Below are 20,303 nucleotides of genomic sequence, written 5' to 3'. Positions count from 1 at the left end.
TCATGCATTCTTTCCTTGATCCATTATTGTTGTTATTGCTCTCGGTACCATAAGTGAGGATCAGTGATCGCATCACGAATATCAACTGTTACTCCGCCAACATCACTAGCAATACCGTAAATGTCAACTGGAGAATTCAGTGGAATTAATGGCAACTCATCATTTACAAGTTGGTGCCATTCTTGGTATACTTCACGGCGGTAATCATCATCAAATGCTTCTTCAGATAAACCTCTTTCAATCAACTCATCAGACTCTTCATTTACCCAACGTGGGAAATTCCAGAAGTCATCTGATTTCCAAAGACCGGTTGGATCTGGGTCAGCCGATAAGCCCCAAGCACCCATGAACAAGTCAATATCAGCATCGTCTTCTTCTACTAAATCATAGAAAAGGTTGAATTCAAATAATTGTCCGTCTTGTAATTGTGCGTTCACACCAATGTCTTGCAAGTTTTGAACAATATACTGTGCACGTGGCTCAGAAATATCTGTACCAGACATTGCCATGAAGTTCACTGTGAACTCTTCTCCGTCTGGAGTATCTACAAATCCGTCTCCAGACTGGTCTTCATAACCAGCTTCAGCTAGTAGTTCCATTGCAAGGTCTGGATCATATTCATATTGATTTAATGTAGACTCATCAGGATAAGCCCAGCTGATCACAGATTCAGGTGCGTTAATTACTTGACCATAACCTTCACTGAATGAATCAATGATCCCTTGACGGTCAATAGCATGAGCAAATGCATGACGAAGTTCTTTACTATGGAATTTCTCGTTATCCATTACATTTTCTTCGCCGTCCCAATGTCCAAGTTTAAATCCGATGTAGCTGTAAGAAAGAGCTTCAATTTCTTCTAAGTTGATACGGTCGTCTCCTTCAAGCGTTACTGCTTGACCTGGTGGAAGATCGATAATATCTACCTCTCCTTGGGCAAGTAACTCTGCAGCTTGAGAGCCATCAATAACTTTGTAAACTACAGTATCTAAGTTTGGAGCACCTCTCCAGTAATCTTCATATGCTTCAAACTCTACTTGTTCACCTGAAATGATGTTCGTTACTTGATAAGCACCAAGACCTACTGGCTCGCGACGAATTTCGTCTGCATCTTCAAGGTCTGCCACTTCAATACCTTCTAAATGAGCTTTAGGCATCGGGTACGTCCAAAGGGAGTCGATAGAGTTTGGTGTAGCTTCTTTAAATGTAACGCTGAACGTATAGTCGTCTTCGATTTCAACACCTGATAACGAGTCAGCATCGCCACTGTTAAACTCATCGAAACCTTCAATAATATTAACGTTCGCTACACGAGGGCCAGTGTAGTCTGCATGAGCAATAACTTCCCAAGCGTATTCAAAGTCTTCTGCTGTAAGTTCTTCACCGTTATGCCACATAACGCCTTCTTCAAGGTGGAATGTTACTGTCTTGTTGTCGTCAGACCATTCCCAGTCATGAGCTAGATGAGGTTCAGGACGAAGATCATCACCTGTTTTTACAAGAGCGTCACCATTAAATATTTTAAGCGCTAAGCTATCATCTTGACCCGCATAGTGAGCCCAATCAAACAACCCTGCAAATGGTTGAGTAAATCCGTAGATAACTTCTCCACCTTGTGGTGCATCGCCTTCAGCCATGTCGTCATTATTATTGTTGTTATCGTTGTCGTTGTTCCCATCGTTCATATCATTTCCGTCTGTATCATTGTTTACGTTTTCTGTGTTGTCATTTCCTGGATCAACATCGTTAGTATTGTTGTCGTTCCCGTCGTTTCCACCACAGGCAGCAACCACGATAGAAGTGGTAAGAAGCACAGATAGTAATAGAGATTTCTTCATCCTTGTAATTCCCCCTTATTCAATGTGTAAGTATGTTTTAAAGCAATCAATCGTAAAGCAAGCACGAAACTCTGTGTTCCTTGTTCACCTCCTTTAATTGAGGTTTCTTCTCGCTACACTCCGGCATAGCCTCTGGGCAACGAGGATGGAACGGGCATCCCACTGGAGGATTTTGTGGACTCGGAACATCGCCCGACAAAATAATTCGCTCACTTTTGTTTCTTGGATCTGGCTGTGGGATGGCAGAAATCAATGCTTGCGTGTAAGGGTGTTTAGGATTCTTGTATATTTCATCTGCATCTGCAACTTCGACTAGATTCCCTAAATACATCACACCGATACGATCACTCATATGTTTTACGACACTTAAGTCGTGAGCGATAAACAATAACGTCAAATCAAATTCCGCTTGCAATTCTTTTAACAAGTTCAATACTTGAGACTGCACGGACACATCTAGAGCTGATACTGGTTCGTCAGCGACTATTAATTTTGGCTTTAAAGCCAAAGCTCGAGCGATACCAATTCTCTGACGTTGACCACCGGAGAATTCATGAGGATATTTAAAGTAAGCATCTTCTGGAAGACCTACTCGTTTTAATAGTTCCATCACTTCGTCTTTCAAGCTAGATTCGCTACCTTTACCGTAGTTTACTAGAGGCTCCGACACAATGCTTCCTACCATCATCTTTGGATTAAGTGAAGCATATGGATCTTGGAAGACCATCTGAATATCTTGCCGTAAACTTCGAAGCTCAGAACCTCTTAAGTTCGTAATATCTTTTCCTTCGAAGAAAATTTTACCTTCTGTCGGTTTGAACAAGCGAGTGATCGTTCGGCCTGCTGTAGACTTACCACAACCAGATTCCCCTACTAATCCGAAGGTTTCACCCTTCTTTAGTTCGAGCGAAATATTATCGACTGCTTTTACATCGCCTATCTTCTTGCGAAAGAATCCACCTCGCACAGGGTAGTATTTTTTTAACTCCTCCACTTGGAGCAGGTGTTCTGATCGGTCTTTTTGTTGTGTCATCACCTTACCTCCGTTTTCTTATCCGGGTGGCTCGCATCATAAAGGAGACAACGAACCGAATGTCCTTTTTCTGTCTGTCCCAATTGAGGATCGATTTGGCGACATTCAGGCATCGCTTCAGGACAGCGGTCCACGAAACGGCAGCCAACTTCGGGCATTTTGGTTAAGGAGGGAACAATCCCACTTATCGTATTTAGCACTTCTCTTTCTTCATCCATACGAGGGATAGAAGTAAGTAAAGCTTTGGTATAAGGATGTTGCGGATCGTAAAATATCCGGTCAACATCAGTTTCTTCCACCACTTGGCCTGCATACATAACTACTACACGGTCGGCCATTTCAGCTACTACACCAAGGTCATGTGTAATGAGGAGTACAGCCATACCTACTTCATCTTGAATCTTTGTAATCAATTCCAAAATTTGTGCTTGCACCGTCACATCTAGTGCCGTTGTAGGCTCGTCCGCAATCAAGAGCTGCGGCTGACAGGCGATTGCCATGGCAATCATCACACGTTGTCGCATTCCCCCTGAAAGTTGATGGGGATACTCGTGAACAATTTGTTCACCTCTGGATATACCTACTTGCTTGAGTAAAGAAATACTCTTTTTACGAATTTCCTCTTTCTTTACTTTTGTATGGTTTATTAGTACTTCATCCATTTGGTAACCGATAGTTAAAACTGGGTTTAACGCTGTCATCGGTTCCTGGAAAATCATACTAATATCTTTTCCGCGGATTTTATTCATTTCATTATCATTCAACGGGGCAAGATCTCTACCTTTGTAAAGAATTTCACCTTTATCAATTTTTCCGTTGTGCTTCGGCAACAGGTTCATAATCGATAAAGACATGACACTTTTTCCGCACCCAGATTCCCCTACCACACACACCACTTCTTTTGGTTTCACATCAAAGGAGACATCCTTGACTGCGTGATAAGTTTTTCCACCTATGTTAAATCCTGTATGCAGATTTTTAATCTCTAGAAGCGCTTCTTGATTGCTCATAGGTTATCAAACCCTTCAATATTTTCTGAAAATAGTAAACAATAGTATTAATTAAAATATTATTATAGCGTATAATCTATGTCAATGTTTAATTTTGATTTCAATTCTCTAACAATCATTTAACACTTTGAAATTATTTTAATTGTGAGATAACTAAAAGGAAAGACATTTCCTTTACAATCGTAGTTTTATTCATTCTATTTTCACTACTTAATTTTTTTCGTTTATTATGTAGATTACTAGAAAGCTTTTTCAAAAATTTGTATATACATTATCTTAGTATAAAATTATATAGAGGGTTAGAAGTGAATCATTCTCTAAAGAGACCGAATGAATGATCATTCAAACTCCAACCAAATGATTGAATCATCTGATAATTGCAATTGTGTAAAGTTCATCCTTATTAACCTACTCCAAAGAGTATTATACACTTTTTATTTCAAAGTTGTATACTTTTTCAAGAGATTTCCTCACAATTTATCTCATTAATGCCAAAAATGTGACTTTTTTCTCACTACTTTCATGCCGTCCTTCGTTTCTTTTAATCAAACAAAAAAGCCAGAGTGAGTTTCTCTGACTCTATTAGCATATTTAGTTGCTTTTCGGATCGAAGGCATCTCTTAACCCGTCGCCGATAAAGTTTATAGATAACACAGTGAAAAGGATCGCTAAGCCGGGTGGTAACCATGCTTCCCAATTGTTTTCAAGCATTCGAAGGTTCGTAGCTTCTGTTATCATGTTCCCCCACGTAGGAGTTGGTTGAGGTATTCCGAAGCCAATAAAACTAAGAGCTGATTCGATTATAATCATAGTTGCCATCATCAACGTGGCGTTAACGATGATCGGACCTACCGCGTTGGGGAGAAAATGCTTGAAAATAATTCTTATATCAGAAGCTCCGACAGACTTAGCTCCTAATATAAACTCCTTCTCTCTAAGCGACAAGAACGTAGCACGAATGATCCTAGTTAAATTCGGCCAAGTAGTAAGGGCGATAATAGTAATGAAAATCAAGATACTTATTTTCTCTAAAATGGCGATAATCGTCAGTACTAGAAGTAAAAAAGGTAGGATTAACATGAGATCGGTTATTCTCATTATCAAACTGTCTATCTTTCCACCGTAATATCCTGATAGGGATCCTAAAATCACTCCAATCACAACCGTAAATAACATCGCAAAAAAACCAATCGTTAACGATATCCTCGATCCGTGGACCAATCGGGAAAAATTATCTCGTCCAGAACTGTCTGTGCCTAACCAATTTTCTGAAGAGACTTTAGATTCAATATTATACATGTCATATGCTGTCGGTTCATGAGTGGCTAGTACATCAGCAAAGACCGCGATAAAAACTATAAATCCTAAAATGATTACACCAGATATCGCTAATTTATTTTTTATGAACCTTCTCATAGCTAACTGAGTTGGACTTAAGCTTTTCTCTGTTTTTTGTTGAGCGGCCGAAATTGGATCTATTTGATGATTAGTATTTATTTGCAATTTTCATCACCTCAGTCATATCTTATCCTCGGATCTACCACAGCGTAGAATATATCTGCCAATAAATTTCCTATAAGAATCGTTATGGCCAAGATAAGATTAATCGCCATAATGACCGGGTAGTCTCTGTTCGTAATTGAATTGATGAAAAGTGTTCCTAGTCCAGGATAATTAAAGACTCTCTCTGTTATAATCGCACCACTTAAGAGAGTACCAAATTCAAGCCCTAACAATGTGATAATGGGAATTAATGAGTTTCTTAACGTATGTTTATATAAAACCGATTGATTGCTCAACCCTTTCGCACGGGCAGTTCTAATGAAGTCACTACCTTTGACTTCTAAAATCTCCGTTCTCATATATCGCATATAGGCAGCTGTACTTGCTAAACCTAATGTGAATCCAGGTAAGACCAGATGGCGTAGCTTATCCAAAAATAGTTCAAAACCACTTAGCCCAATAGCCGTAGTCGTTCCTTGAGCCGGGAACCACCCTAACCAAAAGGCGAAAACATAAATGGCTAACAAACCAGCAAAAAAATTAGGCGTAGCTAGTCCTAAAAATGCAAAGGTCGTAGCTCCATAATCGAATAAAGAATATTTCTTTGTAGCAGAATATATACCAATAGGAATAGAAATAGCCAAAGTAATCGCTAAAGCAAACAATGAAAGATACAGCGTATTCATAATTCTCGCCTGAATAAGTTCTATTACAGTCCTGCCAGAGTATTGCATGGACATGCCGAAGTCGGCTTTAGATACCGAAGCAAGCCAAGTCCAGTATTGTACATAAATAGGATCATTCAACCCTAAAGCTTCCCTGCGAATTTCATAGACTTCAGGCGGGATATTTGGATCTAACATCTCTCCAGTCAATACGTCACCAGGCGCTGCTTTAGCTAGCCCAAAAACAACCACCGTAATCAAGAACAGCATAGGGATAAATTGCAGGATTCTACGAATGATATATTTTTGCATAAATAACTTTCTCCCCCTTTGTCCCAGCATTAAAAACATAAGGCGGCTGGAGCCACACAGCTTTTTAAAAGATGTGCACACCCGGTCATGAGTGTGCACTTTTTCCTCTGCTTGATATGGTTATTGTTCTAAATACCATAAGTGAGAATCTTGATAAATCCCAGTAGGAAGTTCTTTCACATTTTTTAATGACGCATTGTATGCGTAAATATTATCAGACGTATATAAGAATACTTGCGGAACTTGTTCTGAGACATACTGTGCCCACTCATAATACACCTCAGTCCGGTAATCCTGATCAAAGGCTTCCGGTGCCTGAACCGCTTTCCCGATCAATTCATCATTGGTTTCGTCATTCCATCTTAAATAATTATAAGCTTGATTTGTCTCCCAAATAGCGAACGGATCCGGGTCACCAGTGGCAAGGCTCCATCCTGCCAAGTAAAGATCCCAGTCTGTATTATCCATTTCTACTAGGTCGAAGTGAGCTCTGGCCTCCCGTGGATTACGCATCTCAACTCGAATACCTACGTTACCTAATTCATCAACGATTATTGGAGCTGTTCGCTCACGTATTTCATTCCCCGTCGGATAATCGAGATTTAACGTCCACTCATTTCCATCTGGATCCTCTCTGTAACCATCCCCTGTCACATCTTCATAACCTGCCTCATCAAGCAGCTCGTTCGCCTTATCCGGATCAAAGTTATATTGCTCCACAACATCTGCATTATATGCCCATGAAGCTTCTGGGAATGGCGCATTTAATACAGTTCCCATCCCATGCATAAGACCATCGACCATTGCTTCCCGATTTAGTGCATAGACGATTGCCTGTCGAACACGTTCATCTTGGAGTTTTGGATTTTCCACCCAGTTATCCGGGTTAATTGCACCACTCTCCACATCTTCAGTCGTTCGATGATGATGTTTAATCCCCATATATTGATAGCCGAAATCTTGCGTTACAAATGTGTTAACTTGCTCTAATCCATCGACTCGCTCATAGTCCGCAGCAGGAACACCATTAGGCTCGGCTACCATATCCAAATCACCATTCTCTAATAAACCTGGCATAATGGATTGTTCAATTACTCTCCAAGTGATCCCCTCTAAATAAGGGCTTCCTCCCCAATAATCAGTGTGAGCCGTTAATACGTATTGCTCTCCTTCAATATATTCTGTTAGTTGGTAAGGGCCCGTACCTATCACTTCTCCTCCACGACTAGAGGCGTCGTGATCTGGAATATCGGCTACCGCTACTTCATCAAATACATGGGCAGGTATGATTGGGAAGCTGGTGTTATATAAAGCCGTAATATTAGCTTCTTCAAAATGGAAAGTTACCGTGTAATCATCTTCCACTTCAATTCCAACTAATTCATCCGCTTCACCAGCTACGTAATCTTCGTAACCAACTAATTTATTCACGTATTCTGTTCGAACTCCTCCAGCTGCAATGTAATCAGGATCCGCTATGCTAGCAAAGGTAAAGTAGACATCGTTAGCGGTGAATTCTTCCCCATCATGCCATTTAACTCCTTCGTTTAAATAATATGTGATTGAAGTATAATCATCATCGATCTCCCATTCTTTTGCTAAGTGAGGAACATATTCAAGACTTTCATTTTGCCTCACAAGGGCTTCGTGAGTAAAATCGAGAATATTTGCATCATATGCGTCTGTATAAAAAATAGGATTGAACTGATGACCTGGTGCTGAATACATTCCAGCTGTAATCATTCCCCCTGCTTGAGCTTCACCGTCGTTTCCTTCGTTATCAGCATTCTCTTCATTATTTTCGTTAGTTTCGTCACTATCAGTATTTTCCTCAACCTCAACCTCGTCGTTTTCTCCCTCATTGTCCGAATTCTCATTGGTCCCTTCATTAGTTACCTCTTCGGAATTGTCAGCACTAGCATCCTCATTATTCCCACCACACGCTGTCAGTGTAAATACAAACATGATTGCCAAAGCTATTAAAAACCAACTTTTTGTTATCTTCATCTTTTTTCCCCCTCGTATAATTAGAAAATTAAGATAATTCCTCACACATCCCTATTCAAACACCCTCCCGATCTCACCCCCTTGAAACAATTAAACTTTTTTCGTCGTATTCGTTTTGTTCCTTCTACTCCTTTCTCTTCTAACTATTCAAATTAAGAAAATAACCATTTATCTCATCAACGCTTTACCGCTTTGAATTAGTTTCTTCCTATATATAGGGTTAACGTTAACAGGGCTAAATCTAAATTACTAAAAATGATCCTCTCTCGTATATAAGTGGCAAGCCACATAGTGACCTTTTTCCTGTTCGATGAATTGTGGCACTTCTTCTTTACAACGTTTGTGAACCTCAGAGCACCTCGTATGAAACGGACAACCTGTTGGTGGATTGGATGGACTTGGCAATTCTCCGTATAAAGTAATTTTGTCTCTTTTTCTATCCATATCCGGCACTGGCACAGAAGATAAAAGGGCCCTCGTGTAAGGATGTAAAGGATTTTGATAGAGTACACTTTTTGGTCCTAGTTCTGCCATCTTTCCTAAATACATCACTCCAACGCGGTCACTGAAATGTTTGACCACGCTTAAATCGTGAGCGATAAATAAGTAAGTAAGTTGAAATTCATCTTGAAGATCAGCCATTAAATTAAGTACTTGGGATTGTACTGATACGTCTAGCGCAGATACAGGTTCATCAGCAATAATTAACTCTGGATTCATAGTTAATGCTCTGGCAATCCCAATGCGTTGCCTCTGTCCTCCAGAAAATTCATGAGGATACTTCTGCCTTGTATCTTCACTCATCCCTACCTTTTCCAATAAATCAACTACTTTCTCTTTTCTCTCTTTTTTTGATAGATTTCGTTGAATAATCATTGGCTCTTCAATGATCTCACCTACGCTCATCCTAGGATTTAACGAGGCAAACGGGTCTTGGAAAATCATTTGCATTTCTTTACGGAATCGCCTCATTTTCCGATTGCCAATAGTTGAAATATCCGAGTCTTTAAATACAATTTGACCATCTGTGGGATCAAGCAATCTTAGAATCGTTCGCCCAAGAGTTGACTTCCCAGAACCTGATTCTCCCACAATTCCAAGCGTCTCCCCCTTATATACAGAAAAAGTAACTTCATCAACCGCTTTAACGTGACCGATTGTCCGTTGAAGAACCCCACCTTTTACAGGAAAATATTTCTTTAATTTATTTATTTCTAACAAAACTTCCGGTGAATTTGTCTGATCCTCTAGATTAGGATTCATAAAGGTAACACCTCACTTTATGACTTTCCTCCCTTTGTAGAAGTTCTGGATTTGCCGCTGTGCATTGATCCATCACATGGTCACATCGAGGAGCGAAACGGCACCCTTCTGGGAATCGGTGAGCTGGCGGAACAGTTCCTCTGATTGATTTCAACCTTTTAACATCCGTATCTAAATTAGGAATACTATCTAATAAGCCTCTCGTATAAGGATGCATCGGCTTTGTAAAAAGGTCTCTCACTTGGGCTTCTTCAACAATTTGCCCTCCATACATAACAAGTACACGGTCTGCCACTTCTGCCACAACACCTAAATCATGAGTAATGAGTAGGATGGATGAATCAAATTTTTCTTTCATTTCTATCATCAAGTCTAAAATTTGCGATTGAATCGTTACATCAAGAGCCGTAGTAGGTTCATCGGCAATTAATAACTTAGGATCGCATGACATGGCGATAGCAATCATGGCTCGTTGTCTCATACCTCCAGACAATTGGTGAGGATATTCATGAACGATCTCTTCCGCTCTAGCAAATCCAACCACCTTTAGTAATTCAACGGCACGTTGGTTTGCTTGCTTTTTTTTCATTTTTTTATGTTTTATTAACGTCTCAGCAATTTGGTTTCCGATGGTGAACACAGGGTTTAACGATGTCATCGGTTCCTGAAAAATCATCCCTATTTCGTTCCCACGAACTTTCCTCATATCTTTTTCTGATAAAGTCAACAGTTCGCGATTTTCTAGCTTGATGGATGAATTGTCTAGAATTTTACCTGGTGGGCTTGGAATGAGTCTCATAATTGACAAGGATGTGATACTCTTTCCACTCCCTGATTCACCAACGATAGCTAATGTTTCCCCTTTATTTAAAGTGAAATCCACTCCATCTACAGCTTTTGCTATTTTGCCATCCATAAAGAAATGTGTTTTTAATCCTTTTACCTTCAGTAATTCTTTATTTATCTTCATTATCCACCTCCTAAGCTCTCTCAATTAACTCGCTTCTTTCAATAGGTTGACTATGAATAATTATTCAATTATTTGTTTTGTAATTATGTATATATTTTTCTGATATTTTAATAAATTCTATTCAAAAAATAATTTACCACATAAAAAATAGGTTGTATAGGCTTTTTAAAAAAGATTCGTTCGATCATTTTAGATATATAAAGATAGTATTTTTAGTACTTTTATACGGTTTTTTGAATAATATTGAATAAAAATAAATATGCTTGTCAATTTATAAGTTCGTTTTTGATACATGCTGTCGGCTTACACAGAATTTATAGAGAGTAGTCTACACCCCAAAACAAATTGTCGATTAAAAGAAAATTCTAGACGATCTTATGACATCCATTACTAAGCACTTTATTGAAGTTTCTCAAATCACTTCTTGAAGACCATAAAAAACTCCCTTTCTACCGGAGCATCCGGTAAAAAGAGAGTTCTCATTTCGTGATTGTATTATTTTATTGTTTCTTTTCCACCCATATACGGACGCAACACCTCAGGAATTTCAATAGATCCATCCTCTTGCTGGTAGTTCTCAAGAATAGCTGCCACCGTACGGCCAATAGCTAATCCTGAGCCATTCAAAGTATGAACGTATTCCGCTTTCGCTTTTGTATCTCTCTTAAAGCGGATATTAGCTCTTCGTGCTTGGAAGGATTCAAAGTTACTGCAGGAAGAAATTTCACGGTACGTTTCGTTACTAGGAATCCATACTTCTATATCGTATTTCTTCGCAGCGGTAAAGCCTAGGTCTCCTGTACACATATTCAGAACGCGGTACGGCAATTGGAGAAGTTGAAGAATTTTCTCAGCATGTCCTGTTAACAACTCAAGCTGTTGATAAGACTCTTCTGGCTTAACAAATCTTACAAGCTCTACTTTATTGAACTGATGTTGCCGGATTAAACCTCTCGTATCCCGCCCTGCAGAACCTGCTTCAGAGCGGAAGCATGCGCTGTAAGCTGTGTATGTTTTCGGTAAGTCGTCCATGGACATGATTTCATCACGATGCAAGTTCGTAACTGGGACTTCTGCCGTTGGAATAAGAAAGTAATCCTCTTCTCTAATTTTAAAAGCATCTTCTTCGAATTTAGGAAGTTGACCTGTCCCCGTCATACTGTCTCTGTTGACCATATAAGGCGGTAGAATTTCAGTATATTCGTGCTCATCTTGGTGCAAATCCATCATGAAATTAATTAAGGCTCTTTCTAAACGAGCTCCCAACCCTTTGTAAAAGACAAATCGGCTTCCTGTCACTTTAGAAGCCCGTTCAAAATCAAGGATATCTAAGTCCGTTGCGAGCTCCCAATGAGGTTTATTTTCAAAAGGAAAGCTTCGAACTTCTCCCCACTTACGCACTTCTTCATTATCTTCCTCATCAGAACCAATAGGAGCACTATCATGAGGAATATTCGGAATTGTTAATAATAGATGATTCAATTGCTCATCCACTTCACGGAGCTGTTCATCCAGTTTCTTAATGTCAGCAGCCACTTTCTGCATTTCTTCAATAACGTCCGTCGCATCCTTTTTGTCACGCTTCATCTGGGATATTTCCTGGGAAACTTTATTTCTGCGACTTTTTAATTCCTCGACTGCTTGAATCGTTTCTCTTCGCTTTTCATCTAACTCTCCAAACTGATCAAGAGCTGTAATGTCTTCATTTCTTTGAGATAACTTCTCTTTTACTTCATCGAACTGACTTCTTAATAATTTTACATCTAACACGTTGAAGACCTCCTTATCATTGTGGGAAAAATAAAAATAGAATTAAAAAAACTCCCGTCCCTGAATTGTTATTCAGGGACGAGAGTTACCCGCGTTGCCACCCTGGTTAAAATGAGTACGTATTTCACTCATTTTCACCTTATTCTCAGTAACGGTTGAGAATCCGAATCAGCTTAATGTAGTCTTGTTCAGCTGGTTTGCTCGAGGATGGATTCACGAGATGTTTCCACCGGTTCACAGCAGCCACCGGCTCTCTTAAGAAAACACTCTTCGTTACTATTTCCTGTCTCCGCACAGATGATGAAATTTGTAATCTTATCATAACCGAAGTTTGAGAATAAAATCAAGCATGGATTGCCGGTTCACGAACCATTTTTACGAAATATTGATGCATTCGGTGATCATCAGTTAATTCAGGATGAAACGAGCATGCCAAAAATGGACCTTGCTGGGTTGCAACTATGTCGCCATCATAGGTAGCTATCACGGTTACATTCGGTCCAACCTTCTTGATAATTGGAGCACGGATAAACACCGCTTCTATATTATTTCCAATTTGATCCATTTGCAAAATAGCCTCAAAACTCTCTCTTTGCCGTCCGAACGCATTTCGTTCCACCGTCATATCCATGACAGACAAATGAGGTTCCATTTGTCCCACAATTTCATTTGCCATAAGGATCGCTCCAGCACATGTTCCAAAAATCGGCTTGTCTTTTTTAGCAAAATCCTTTAATGGCTCGTAAAAGCCATAAAGATTAATTAACCGGCGCATCGTCGTGCTTTCCCCGCCAGGAAAAACGAGACCGTCAATTTCATCTAATTGCTCCACTTTCTTCACGACGATCACATTGACATCAGGCGCTTGAAGCGCCTTAGCATGCTCTCTCACTGCGCCTTGCAGCGCCAGAATACCTATGTTAATCATGATGGTCACCTCTTTCAAAAAAACTTCTTCTTCGATTTACCAGCCGCGCTCCTGCATGCGGTCCTTTTGCTCAATAGAAGAAATTTCAATCCCCTTCATTGCTGGACCTAAGTTTTTCGACAGCTTTGCAATGAGGGCGTAGTCTTGATAGTGAGTCGTTGCTTCTACGATCGCTTTCGCGAATTTAGCAGGATTTTCAGATTTGAAAATACCCGAACCTACGAACACACCGTCTGAACCTAACTGCATCATTAACGCAGCATCGGCTGGTGTAGCAATCCCACCTGCAGCAAAGTTTACTACTGGCAAACGACCGTTTCGCTTAATATCAAGCAAAATTTCGTAAGGTGCTCCTAAGTTTTTCGCTTCTGTCATTAGTTCGTCCTCAGACATGCCAATCACTTTATTTACTTGAGCTTGCATGAGTCGTTGGTGACGAACGGCTTCTACGATGTTTCCTGTACCTGGTTCACCTTTTGTACGAAGCATGGATGCACCTTCACCAATACGGCGAGTCGCTTCTCCAAGATCACGAGCCCCACATACGAATGGTACAGTATAATCGCGCTTGTTTAAGTGATAAACCTCGTCAGCTGGTGTCAGTACTTCACTCTCGTCGATATAGTCTACGCCAAGGGCTTCTAGGATGCGAGCCTCAACGATATGACCAATACGTGCTTTCGCCATAACTGGGATAGACACTGCTTCTTGAACTTCTTCAACTATCGAAGGATCTGCCATGCGAGCTACTCCGCCTGCTGCACGAATATCAGAAGGCACACGCTCCAATGCCATAACTGCAACTGCTCCTGCTTCCTCTGCAATCTTTGCTTGTTCTGCGTTCACCACATCCATGATGACGCCGCCTTTTTGCATTTCTGCCATTCCTCGTTTTACGCGATCCGTTCCTACGTGTTTTTCCATGATGATCCCCCTTTATTTAATTACGCTTTATTTTGGTAGATAAAGATGGTTTTCATACCAAAGCATTCATAACATCTATTATAACGAAAAAACCGATTCGTTTGATAGGAATTTACTCATAAAATCAGAAAAAAGTGAAAAATGTTGAATTCTCAGCTTAAAACCAGCCGCGAACTGTATCCGCTACGCTCGTCCAAAGACCGGAGAAAAAGTCACCGACCCCTTGCATCATCAATGAAAACCATCCTGCACGTTCTACATCTCCTGTGGTGACAATATCGACAGACATCGTTTCCCCACCTTCTCCAGGTAAAAAGGTTTCTTCATGCTCACCTTGATAGTCAATCACCATTTGACCTACCACTTGGCCAGCTTCAACAGGAGCTTCTAGTTCGCCATTTTCACTAAGCTGGTCTTCATCTAATTCAACTGTGTAAGAATATGCTTCTTCATCATCTTCATGAATTAGCATGGAAACAGAATCAGTTGAAGCAATACTCACTTCTTCTTCCTGACCTTTTTTTACAGGAAGAGTTTCATAACCATCCAAGGTCATCTCTTCAGGGAATAGTTCTTGTTCAGAAAAATTGTCGAATCCCCACTCCATTAATGCTTCCGTCTCATTAAAGCGGTCCACTTCTGACTCTGCGCCCATGACGACACTAACGAACCTTTGGCCGTCTCGCTCTGCTGTTCCTGTAAATGTGAAGCCTGCTGCATTCGTATGTCCAGTTTTTAACCCATCAACATCTTCATTATCTAAATCTGGCAGCATTGTACCTTCAATCATCCAGTTCCAATTTTGCATGTTCACCGCATCATCGGTTCCTTCTCTGAAGATTTTTTCGGGAATACTGGCTGTGTCCAATACTTCAGGATAGTCATTAACTAAGTGATAGGCTAAAGTTGCCGACGCTTTGGCTGACATATAGTTATCTTCCGTTTCTCCCGTTCCTTCCGGATGAGTGCCATTTAATAAATGGTTTGGTAATCCAGTGGAATTAACAAATTGAAAGTCACCCAATCCTTCTTCGGAAATCTCTTCTAAATCGTCTAACCCGTATTCTTGTCCTGCTTGACGAAGAGTTGATCCCATTCCTAAATCATGCCCTCGTTCGTTCATTAGTTCAACAAAGTCCCCTTCAGAACCAGCAATCAGTTCTGTTAAGGCCATCGTGGCAGCATTTGCAGAATAAATAGCTACAGATTCATACAACTCCTGTACCGTGTACTCATCATCTACACGCATCGGCACATTCGAAAGGGCACGGTTATGTGATAATTCTGCTAGAAAATCACTGACAGGTACTACATCGTCCCATGCAATATCTCCATTATTAACCGCTTCTAAAATTAAGTATTCGCTCATCATTTTCGTCATACTGGCTGGTGGGAGTGCTACTTCTGCATTCTGTTCAAACAAAATCTTTCCACTTTCAGCATCAACTAAGATGACTGTTTCTACTCCTGGTTCGTAAGATGCATCCACTGTCCCTGTATATGTAAATACACTTGCAAACGAGAACATTAAAATCAACATCCAAAGTCTTACGTTTTTCATAACATCCACCTCTCCACTTCTCTTCTCTCTTTATCTATATAAACACCATTTCTGTGATTTCTTTTCTACCTGATGAATGTGTGATCACATTAATGACCAAACGTCATTTTACCATAATACAATCGAAAAAAATAGATAGGGGAGTCCCCTATCTATAGTAGCATCTTCTTTATTTTACTAGACCAAAGGTATTACGAATAATTTGGTGATTCTTTCGTAATCTGTACATCATGTGGGTGGCTTTCTATAAGGCCAGCATTGGTAATTCTGATAAACTCTCCGTCATCCTGTAAATCTTGAATAGACTTTGTTCCACAATAGCCCATTCCTGCTCTTAATCCACCTACAAGCTGGTGAACTGTATCGGTTAACGGACCTTTATAAGGAATTCGTCCCTCGATGCCCTCAGGTACTAACTTTTGTTCGTTTTCTTGGAAATATCGATCCTTACTTCCCTTTTCCATGGCACTTAAAGAGCCCATCCCTCGGTAAACTTTAAATTGACGACCTTGGAAAATTTCTCTTTCTCCTGGACTTTCTGTTACACCAGCAAGGATACTTCCAAGCATCACTGCATGTCCACCTGCTGCAAGAGCTTTTGTAATTTCTCCGGAGTATTTTATTCCCCCGTCAGCAATTATAGCTACGCCATGTTTCCGAGCTTCTGTTGCACAATCGTATACTGCGGTAATTTGTGGCACGCCAATTCCTGCAACGACTCGGGTCGTGCAGATCGAACCAGGCCCTATGCCCACTTTAATAATATTGGCCCCTGCCTCGATTAAATCTCTTGTTGCTGCTGCTGTGGCTACATTCCCGGCAACGATATTTAAGTCAGGATACTGTTGGCGAACTTCACGAACTTTCTCAATGACGCCGCGCGAATGGCCGTGTGCAGTATCGATAACAAGTACATCAACTTCTGAGTCCACTAATGCTTTGATTCGTGCATCGGCATCTCCACCAACGCCTACAGCTGCTCCTACAAGAAGACGACCTTGAGTGTCTTTCGCCGAATGAGGAAACTCAATGGCTTTCTCAATATCTTTAATTGTAATAAGTCCTTTTAGCTTTCCTTCATCATCTACTAATGGAAGTTTTTCAATACGATGCTTTTGTAAAATCTTTTGTGCTTCACTAAGCTTTGTACCAACGGGAGCAGTAACTAATCCTTCGCTTGTCATCACGTCTTTAATCGGTATGGAATAATCTTCAATAAAACGAAGGTCTCGATTTGTAATAATCCCAACAAGTTTTTCGTTCTCATCAGCAATCGGCACACCTGAAATGCGGTATTTACCCATTAAATGTTCCGCGTCATACACTTGGTGGTCTTCGGTTAAATGGAAGGGGTTTGTAATAACACCACTCTCAGAACGTTTCACACGGTCAATATGTTCTGCTTGTTCTTCAATGGACATGTTCTTATGAACGATCCCCAAGCCACCTGCACGAGCCATTGCAATCGCCATACTTGCCTCTGTCACCGTGTCCATTCCAGCACTGATAATCGGAATGTTTAATTCTAACGTGTCAGACAGTTTCGTTTTTACAGAAACATCCCTTGGCAATACATCAGACTTCGCCGGCGTCAACAAAACATCATCAAACGTTAAGCCTTCTTTTTGGAACTTATTTTCCCACATGTATCCATTCCCCTTTCGCATTTTCATGAAAATATTATTAGTAGATTAACAATAGGATAAACTACTGTCAAGGTAAGGAGCATAGTTTAACTATTCAGTTTATTTACCGTCTAAGTTCATTCATAAAGAAAGGGAGTTCTCTATGAACCAAGTACCATCATTTACGTCCATATTTCAATCCGCTTCCTATACTCGATCCTATTTAATGAAAAAGTATGAACTACAATCTATAAACAACTCTTCAGAAAAAGCCTATCATAATAGTTATACGTTTGTATATTATATCCAAATCGGACATCATTATTTTCAACAAGGAATGAAATCACCTGTACCAATTAAACCAGTTCTACTATTTTACGGACTTAGTCACTGGCTAAAAGCCGCTCTTTTAACCGTAGACCCGGATTATCCAGCAACTACCCATGTTCTAGCTCATGGATTATCTACCCGCAAGAGGAAAAAACAAGGCTATCAATTTCTTTCAGATGAAATTCGTCTACAAAAGAACGGACTCTTTCCCTATTTGTCAGAAAAATTGTTTCATGTGAAACAACTAGCCGGTGATAAAAGAACAATGCGTCAACTTTTATTTGGTCTACCTGAAATGCAGACTATAATGAGAGTCCTGTTAAAAGATGAAGGCCTCATCCATTTAAAACGAATGGATAATGGAAAATTTTCAGTAACTAAAAAGGACTTAAGCCAGTGGGACGGTCCTTTATCAAGCTGGGTGAGACATTTATCTCATGATGCAAAAGGTGAATTGACATGGGAGGAAACATGTAATGAGGTTCAGTTGACTTTTCTTCCCCGACCAGTGAATGATTCCCTCTCATTCCGCACATCCGTCGACTTTGAACTTTTTGCACCAAAGAACCGTAGTTATATAATCAATTTGCCTGAACTTCTTGTTCATTACGCCCTTCTTTATTCACTTAGCATGATTTGCCGTTATGAAGCAGAGTGGTGGGGAGAGTTGATTCATTCTTTCTCAGCAGACGATCTGCCCATTATCACAGAGTATTTAGACGTCTCTCAGACAAAATGTCCTTGGCTGTTAAATAGGCTATTTTTATAAGACTGTCTCTTAAAGAATGTCGCTATATAATTGTAATGAACCAGCTCCACATTACAGGCAAATACACTATAGGCATAGGTGCAACACGATTGAAGCTAGCTAATGAAATAAAACCTTGGGTCAATTAATCCCCAAGGTTTTATGTCTATCCTGCTTTTTATTCTTTCTATACTTTTGCGTAAGTCTTGTCGAATGCCTGTTTCATATCATTCCAAACATCCTTTGGACTCTCTAAACCAACAGATAATCTTACAAGAGAGTTTGTGATCCCCATTTTCTTCCGTTCGACTTCTGGAACGACTGAATGTGTCATGGTCGCTGGGTGCTGAATTAATGATTCTGCGTCTCCTAAACTAACTGCCACTTGAATGACTTTCAACTCGTTCATAAATCTTTGAGCTGCTTCTTTACCACCTTGCAATTCGAAACTAATTAATCCACCAAAGTCCTTCATTTGTCTTTTTGCTAACTCGTGTTGAGAGAAATTTGGGTCACCTGGATAAAAAATGTTTTTTACATTAGGGTTATCTTTTAATAGATCAAAAACATAACGGGCATTGTAACAATGACGATCCATCCTTAAAGCTAGTGTCTTCAATCCCCTTAAGAGTAGCCATGCATCAAATGGACCCAATACCCCACCTATATCTTTTTGTGTTGTCATTCGGATTGTCTCCATTTCCTCAGCAGGTCCTACAGCAATGCCAGCGATAACATCACCGTGACCACTAATGTATTTCGTTGCACTGTGGATCACGTAGTCCGCTCCAAGGGTCAATGGTTGTTGTAAGTATGGGGAACAGAACGTGTTATCTACGACTACCCTAATCCCCTCTTCTTTAGCAATTTTAATTACCATCTCTAAATCTACCAATTTCATCGTCGGATTTATTGGAGTCTCAACGTATAATACTTTCGTTTCCGGACGAATCATCGTTCTTATCATATTTTCACTATTCATTTCCATTAAATCAAAGTCGATATTAAATTTTTCTTTAACCATTTCAAGAAAACCAAACGTGCAGCCATAGACCCCCTCAGAAATAAGGATATGATCTCCCGCTTTTAATAAATGAATAAGAACGCCTGAAACAGCAGCCATTCCGGATGCAAAAGCGATTGCTTCTTCTCCTTCCTCTAAGTCCGCCATTTTCTTCTCTAGTTCGGACACAGTTGGATTTCCTAATCTAGAATAAATGTAACCGCTTTCATTACCAGAAAAACGAGCTTCTCCTTGTTGTGCATCATCAAATACAAATGTAGACGTTTGATATAGCGGATGAGCCAAACTTCCGTAATGCTGCTTTCGATCAAAATAACTATGAATTAAGCGTGTTTCTAATTCTTTCTTCCCCATATTACATAACACTCCCCTTTTTCATTTGAACCTTTCATTTATATTATATACCTTGGTCACAAATGTGTCGAAGAGATTATGGTTATATTTTACACCCCCTTCCTCATTCAGCCCTTTAATGAAAACAATCATACACCGGTACAGGAGAACTCTATATTTAAAGCTAAGATCTTAGATAATTAATTACAAAATACGGTCTCTTTTATTAAAGGCTTTTGGTTAGTCTGTTTCTACATTAACGATTTATTGCTGACCCCTCTCTTTCTTTTCCTTTACATGTGATAATTCTTTTCACCATGGCCTAAAACACAAAAAAAGAGATACTCTCGAATGAGAATACCTCTTTTGATTGCCCAGCGACGTCCTACTTTCACAGGGGGAGATCCCCCAACTATCATCGGCGCTGGAGAGCTTAACTTCCGTGTTCGGCATGGGAAC

15 protein-coding genes, 1 rRNA gene and 1 other annotated feature are annotated in these 20,303 nt (G+C 40.0%); of the genes, 1 reads left to right on the top strand and 15 read right to left on the bottom strand.

Translation table 11 applies throughout. The features are described 5' to 3' along the window. Positions 1–32 precede the first annotated feature (32 nt). The 13 genes from opp4A to guaB form a co-directional block, all read right to left on the bottom strand. Positions 33–1,838, bottom strand: coding sequence for an oligopeptide ABC transporter substrate-binding protein (gene opp4A, locus CR194_RS19955; RefSeq protein ID WP_110612391.1), 1,806 nt, complete (start codon positions 1,836–1,838; stop codon positions 33–35). A gap of 46 nt (positions 1,839–1,884) precedes the next feature. Further along, positions 1,885–2,871 carry an ABC transporter ATP-binding protein gene (locus CR194_RS19950; RefSeq protein WP_110612389.1) on the bottom strand — a complete coding sequence of 329 codons (987 nt, stop codon included), beginning with the start codon at positions 2,869–2,871 and terminating at the stop codon, positions 1,885–1,887. Further along, positions 2,871–3,881 carry an ABC transporter ATP-binding protein gene (locus tag CR194_RS19945; protein ID WP_110612387.1) on the bottom strand — a complete coding sequence of 337 codons (1,011 nt, stop codon included), beginning with the start codon at positions 3,879–3,881 and terminating at the stop codon, positions 2,871–2,873. Before CR194_RS19945 ends, CR194_RS19950 begins: the two co-directional genes overlap by 1 nt. Before the next feature lie 591 nt (positions 3,882–4,472). Continuing rightward, positions 4,473–5,297, bottom strand: a complete 825-nt coding sequence (gene opp4C, locus CR194_RS19940) for an oligopeptide ABC transporter permease (RefSeq protein ID WP_110612414.1) — start codon at positions 5,295–5,297, stop codon at positions 4,473–4,475. Positions 5,298–5,395: 98 nt separating this feature from the next. Next, a complete protein-coding gene (locus CR194_RS19935) occupies positions 5,396–6,361 on the bottom strand; it encodes an ABC transporter permease (RefSeq protein WP_110612385.1) in 966 nt (321 codons plus the stop codon). A 120-nt stretch (positions 6,362–6,481) separates the two neighbouring features. Next, positions 6,482–8,368, bottom strand: coding sequence for a peptide-binding protein (locus CR194_RS19930; protein ID WP_233254443.1), 1,887 nt, complete (start codon positions 8,366–8,368; stop codon positions 6,482–6,484). Positions 8,369–8,617: 249 nt separating this feature from the next. Next, a complete protein-coding gene (locus CR194_RS19925; RefSeq protein WP_110612383.1) occupies positions 8,618–9,631 on the bottom strand; it encodes an ABC transporter ATP-binding protein in 1,014 nt (337 codons plus the stop codon). Beyond that, on the bottom strand, positions 9,621–10,601 hold the full coding sequence (locus tag CR194_RS19920; protein WP_110612381.1) for an ABC transporter ATP-binding protein: 981 nt from the start codon (positions 10,599–10,601) through the stop codon (positions 9,621–9,623). Before CR194_RS19920 ends, CR194_RS19925 begins: the two co-directional genes overlap by 11 nt. A 495-nt stretch (positions 10,602–11,096) precedes the next feature. Next, the gene (gene serS / locus CR194_RS19915; protein ID WP_110612379.1) at positions 11,097–12,371 is read right to left on the bottom strand and encodes a serine--tRNA ligase; all 1,275 of its coding nucleotides are present in this window, start codon (positions 12,369–12,371) and stop codon (positions 11,097–11,099) included. A 71-nt stretch (positions 12,372–12,442) separates the two neighbouring features. Then, positions 12,443–12,670 (bottom strand) — a binding site (T-box leader). A 44-nt stretch (positions 12,671–12,714) separates the two neighbouring features. Next, complete coding sequence (gene pdxT / locus CR194_RS19910) at positions 12,715–13,299, bottom strand: pyridoxal 5'-phosphate synthase glutaminase subunit PdxT (RefSeq protein ID WP_110612377.1); 585 nt, start codon at positions 13,297–13,299, stop codon at positions 12,715–12,717. A 36-nt stretch (positions 13,300–13,335) separates the two neighbouring features. After that, positions 13,336–14,223 carry a pyridoxal 5'-phosphate synthase lyase subunit PdxS gene (gene pdxS / locus CR194_RS19905; RefSeq protein WP_110612375.1) on the bottom strand — a complete coding sequence of 296 codons (888 nt, stop codon included), beginning with the start codon at positions 14,221–14,223 and terminating at the stop codon, positions 13,336–13,338. Between the two features lie 157 nt (positions 14,224–14,380). Next, positions 14,381–15,784: a D-alanyl-D-alanine carboxypeptidase family protein gene (locus CR194_RS19900; protein ID WP_110612373.1), complete on the bottom strand. Its 1,404-nt coding sequence runs from the start codon at positions 15,782–15,784 to the stop codon at positions 14,381–14,383. A gap of 191 nt (positions 15,785–15,975) precedes the next feature. After that, entirely contained in the window at positions 15,976–17,430 is a 1,455-nt protein-coding gene (guaB, locus tag CR194_RS19895) for an IMP dehydrogenase (RefSeq protein ID WP_110612371.1), read from the bottom strand. Between the two features lie 142 nt (positions 17,431–17,572). On the opposite strand from guaB, the gene CR194_RS19890 reads away from it, so the two are divergent. Continuing rightward, positions 17,573–18,508 (top strand): YaaC family protein, encoded by a 936-nt coding sequence (locus CR194_RS19890; protein ID WP_110612369.1) that lies wholly within the window; start codon positions 17,573–17,575, stop codon positions 18,506–18,508. A 166-nt stretch (positions 18,509–18,674) separates the two neighbouring features. Here the strand turns inward: CR194_RS19890 and megL are convergent, their stop codons facing one another. Together megL and rrf are read right to left on the bottom strand one after the other, a co-directional pair. Beyond that, positions 18,675–19,865, bottom strand: coding sequence for a methionine gamma-lyase (gene megL / locus CR194_RS19885; RefSeq protein WP_110612367.1), 1,191 nt, complete (start codon positions 19,863–19,865; stop codon positions 18,675–18,677). A gap of 351 nt (positions 19,866–20,216) precedes the next feature. Next, positions 20,217–20,303, bottom strand: a 5S ribosomal RNA gene (gene rrf / locus CR194_RS19880); the annotation flags it as partial.

Source organism: Salipaludibacillus keqinensis, from assembly GCF_003226325.1.
Classification (GTDB): domain Bacteria; phylum Bacillota; class Bacilli; order Bacillales; family Salisediminibacteriaceae; genus Salipaludibacillus; species Salipaludibacillus keqinensis.
This window is presented reverse-complemented; position numbering and strand designations above follow the sequence as displayed.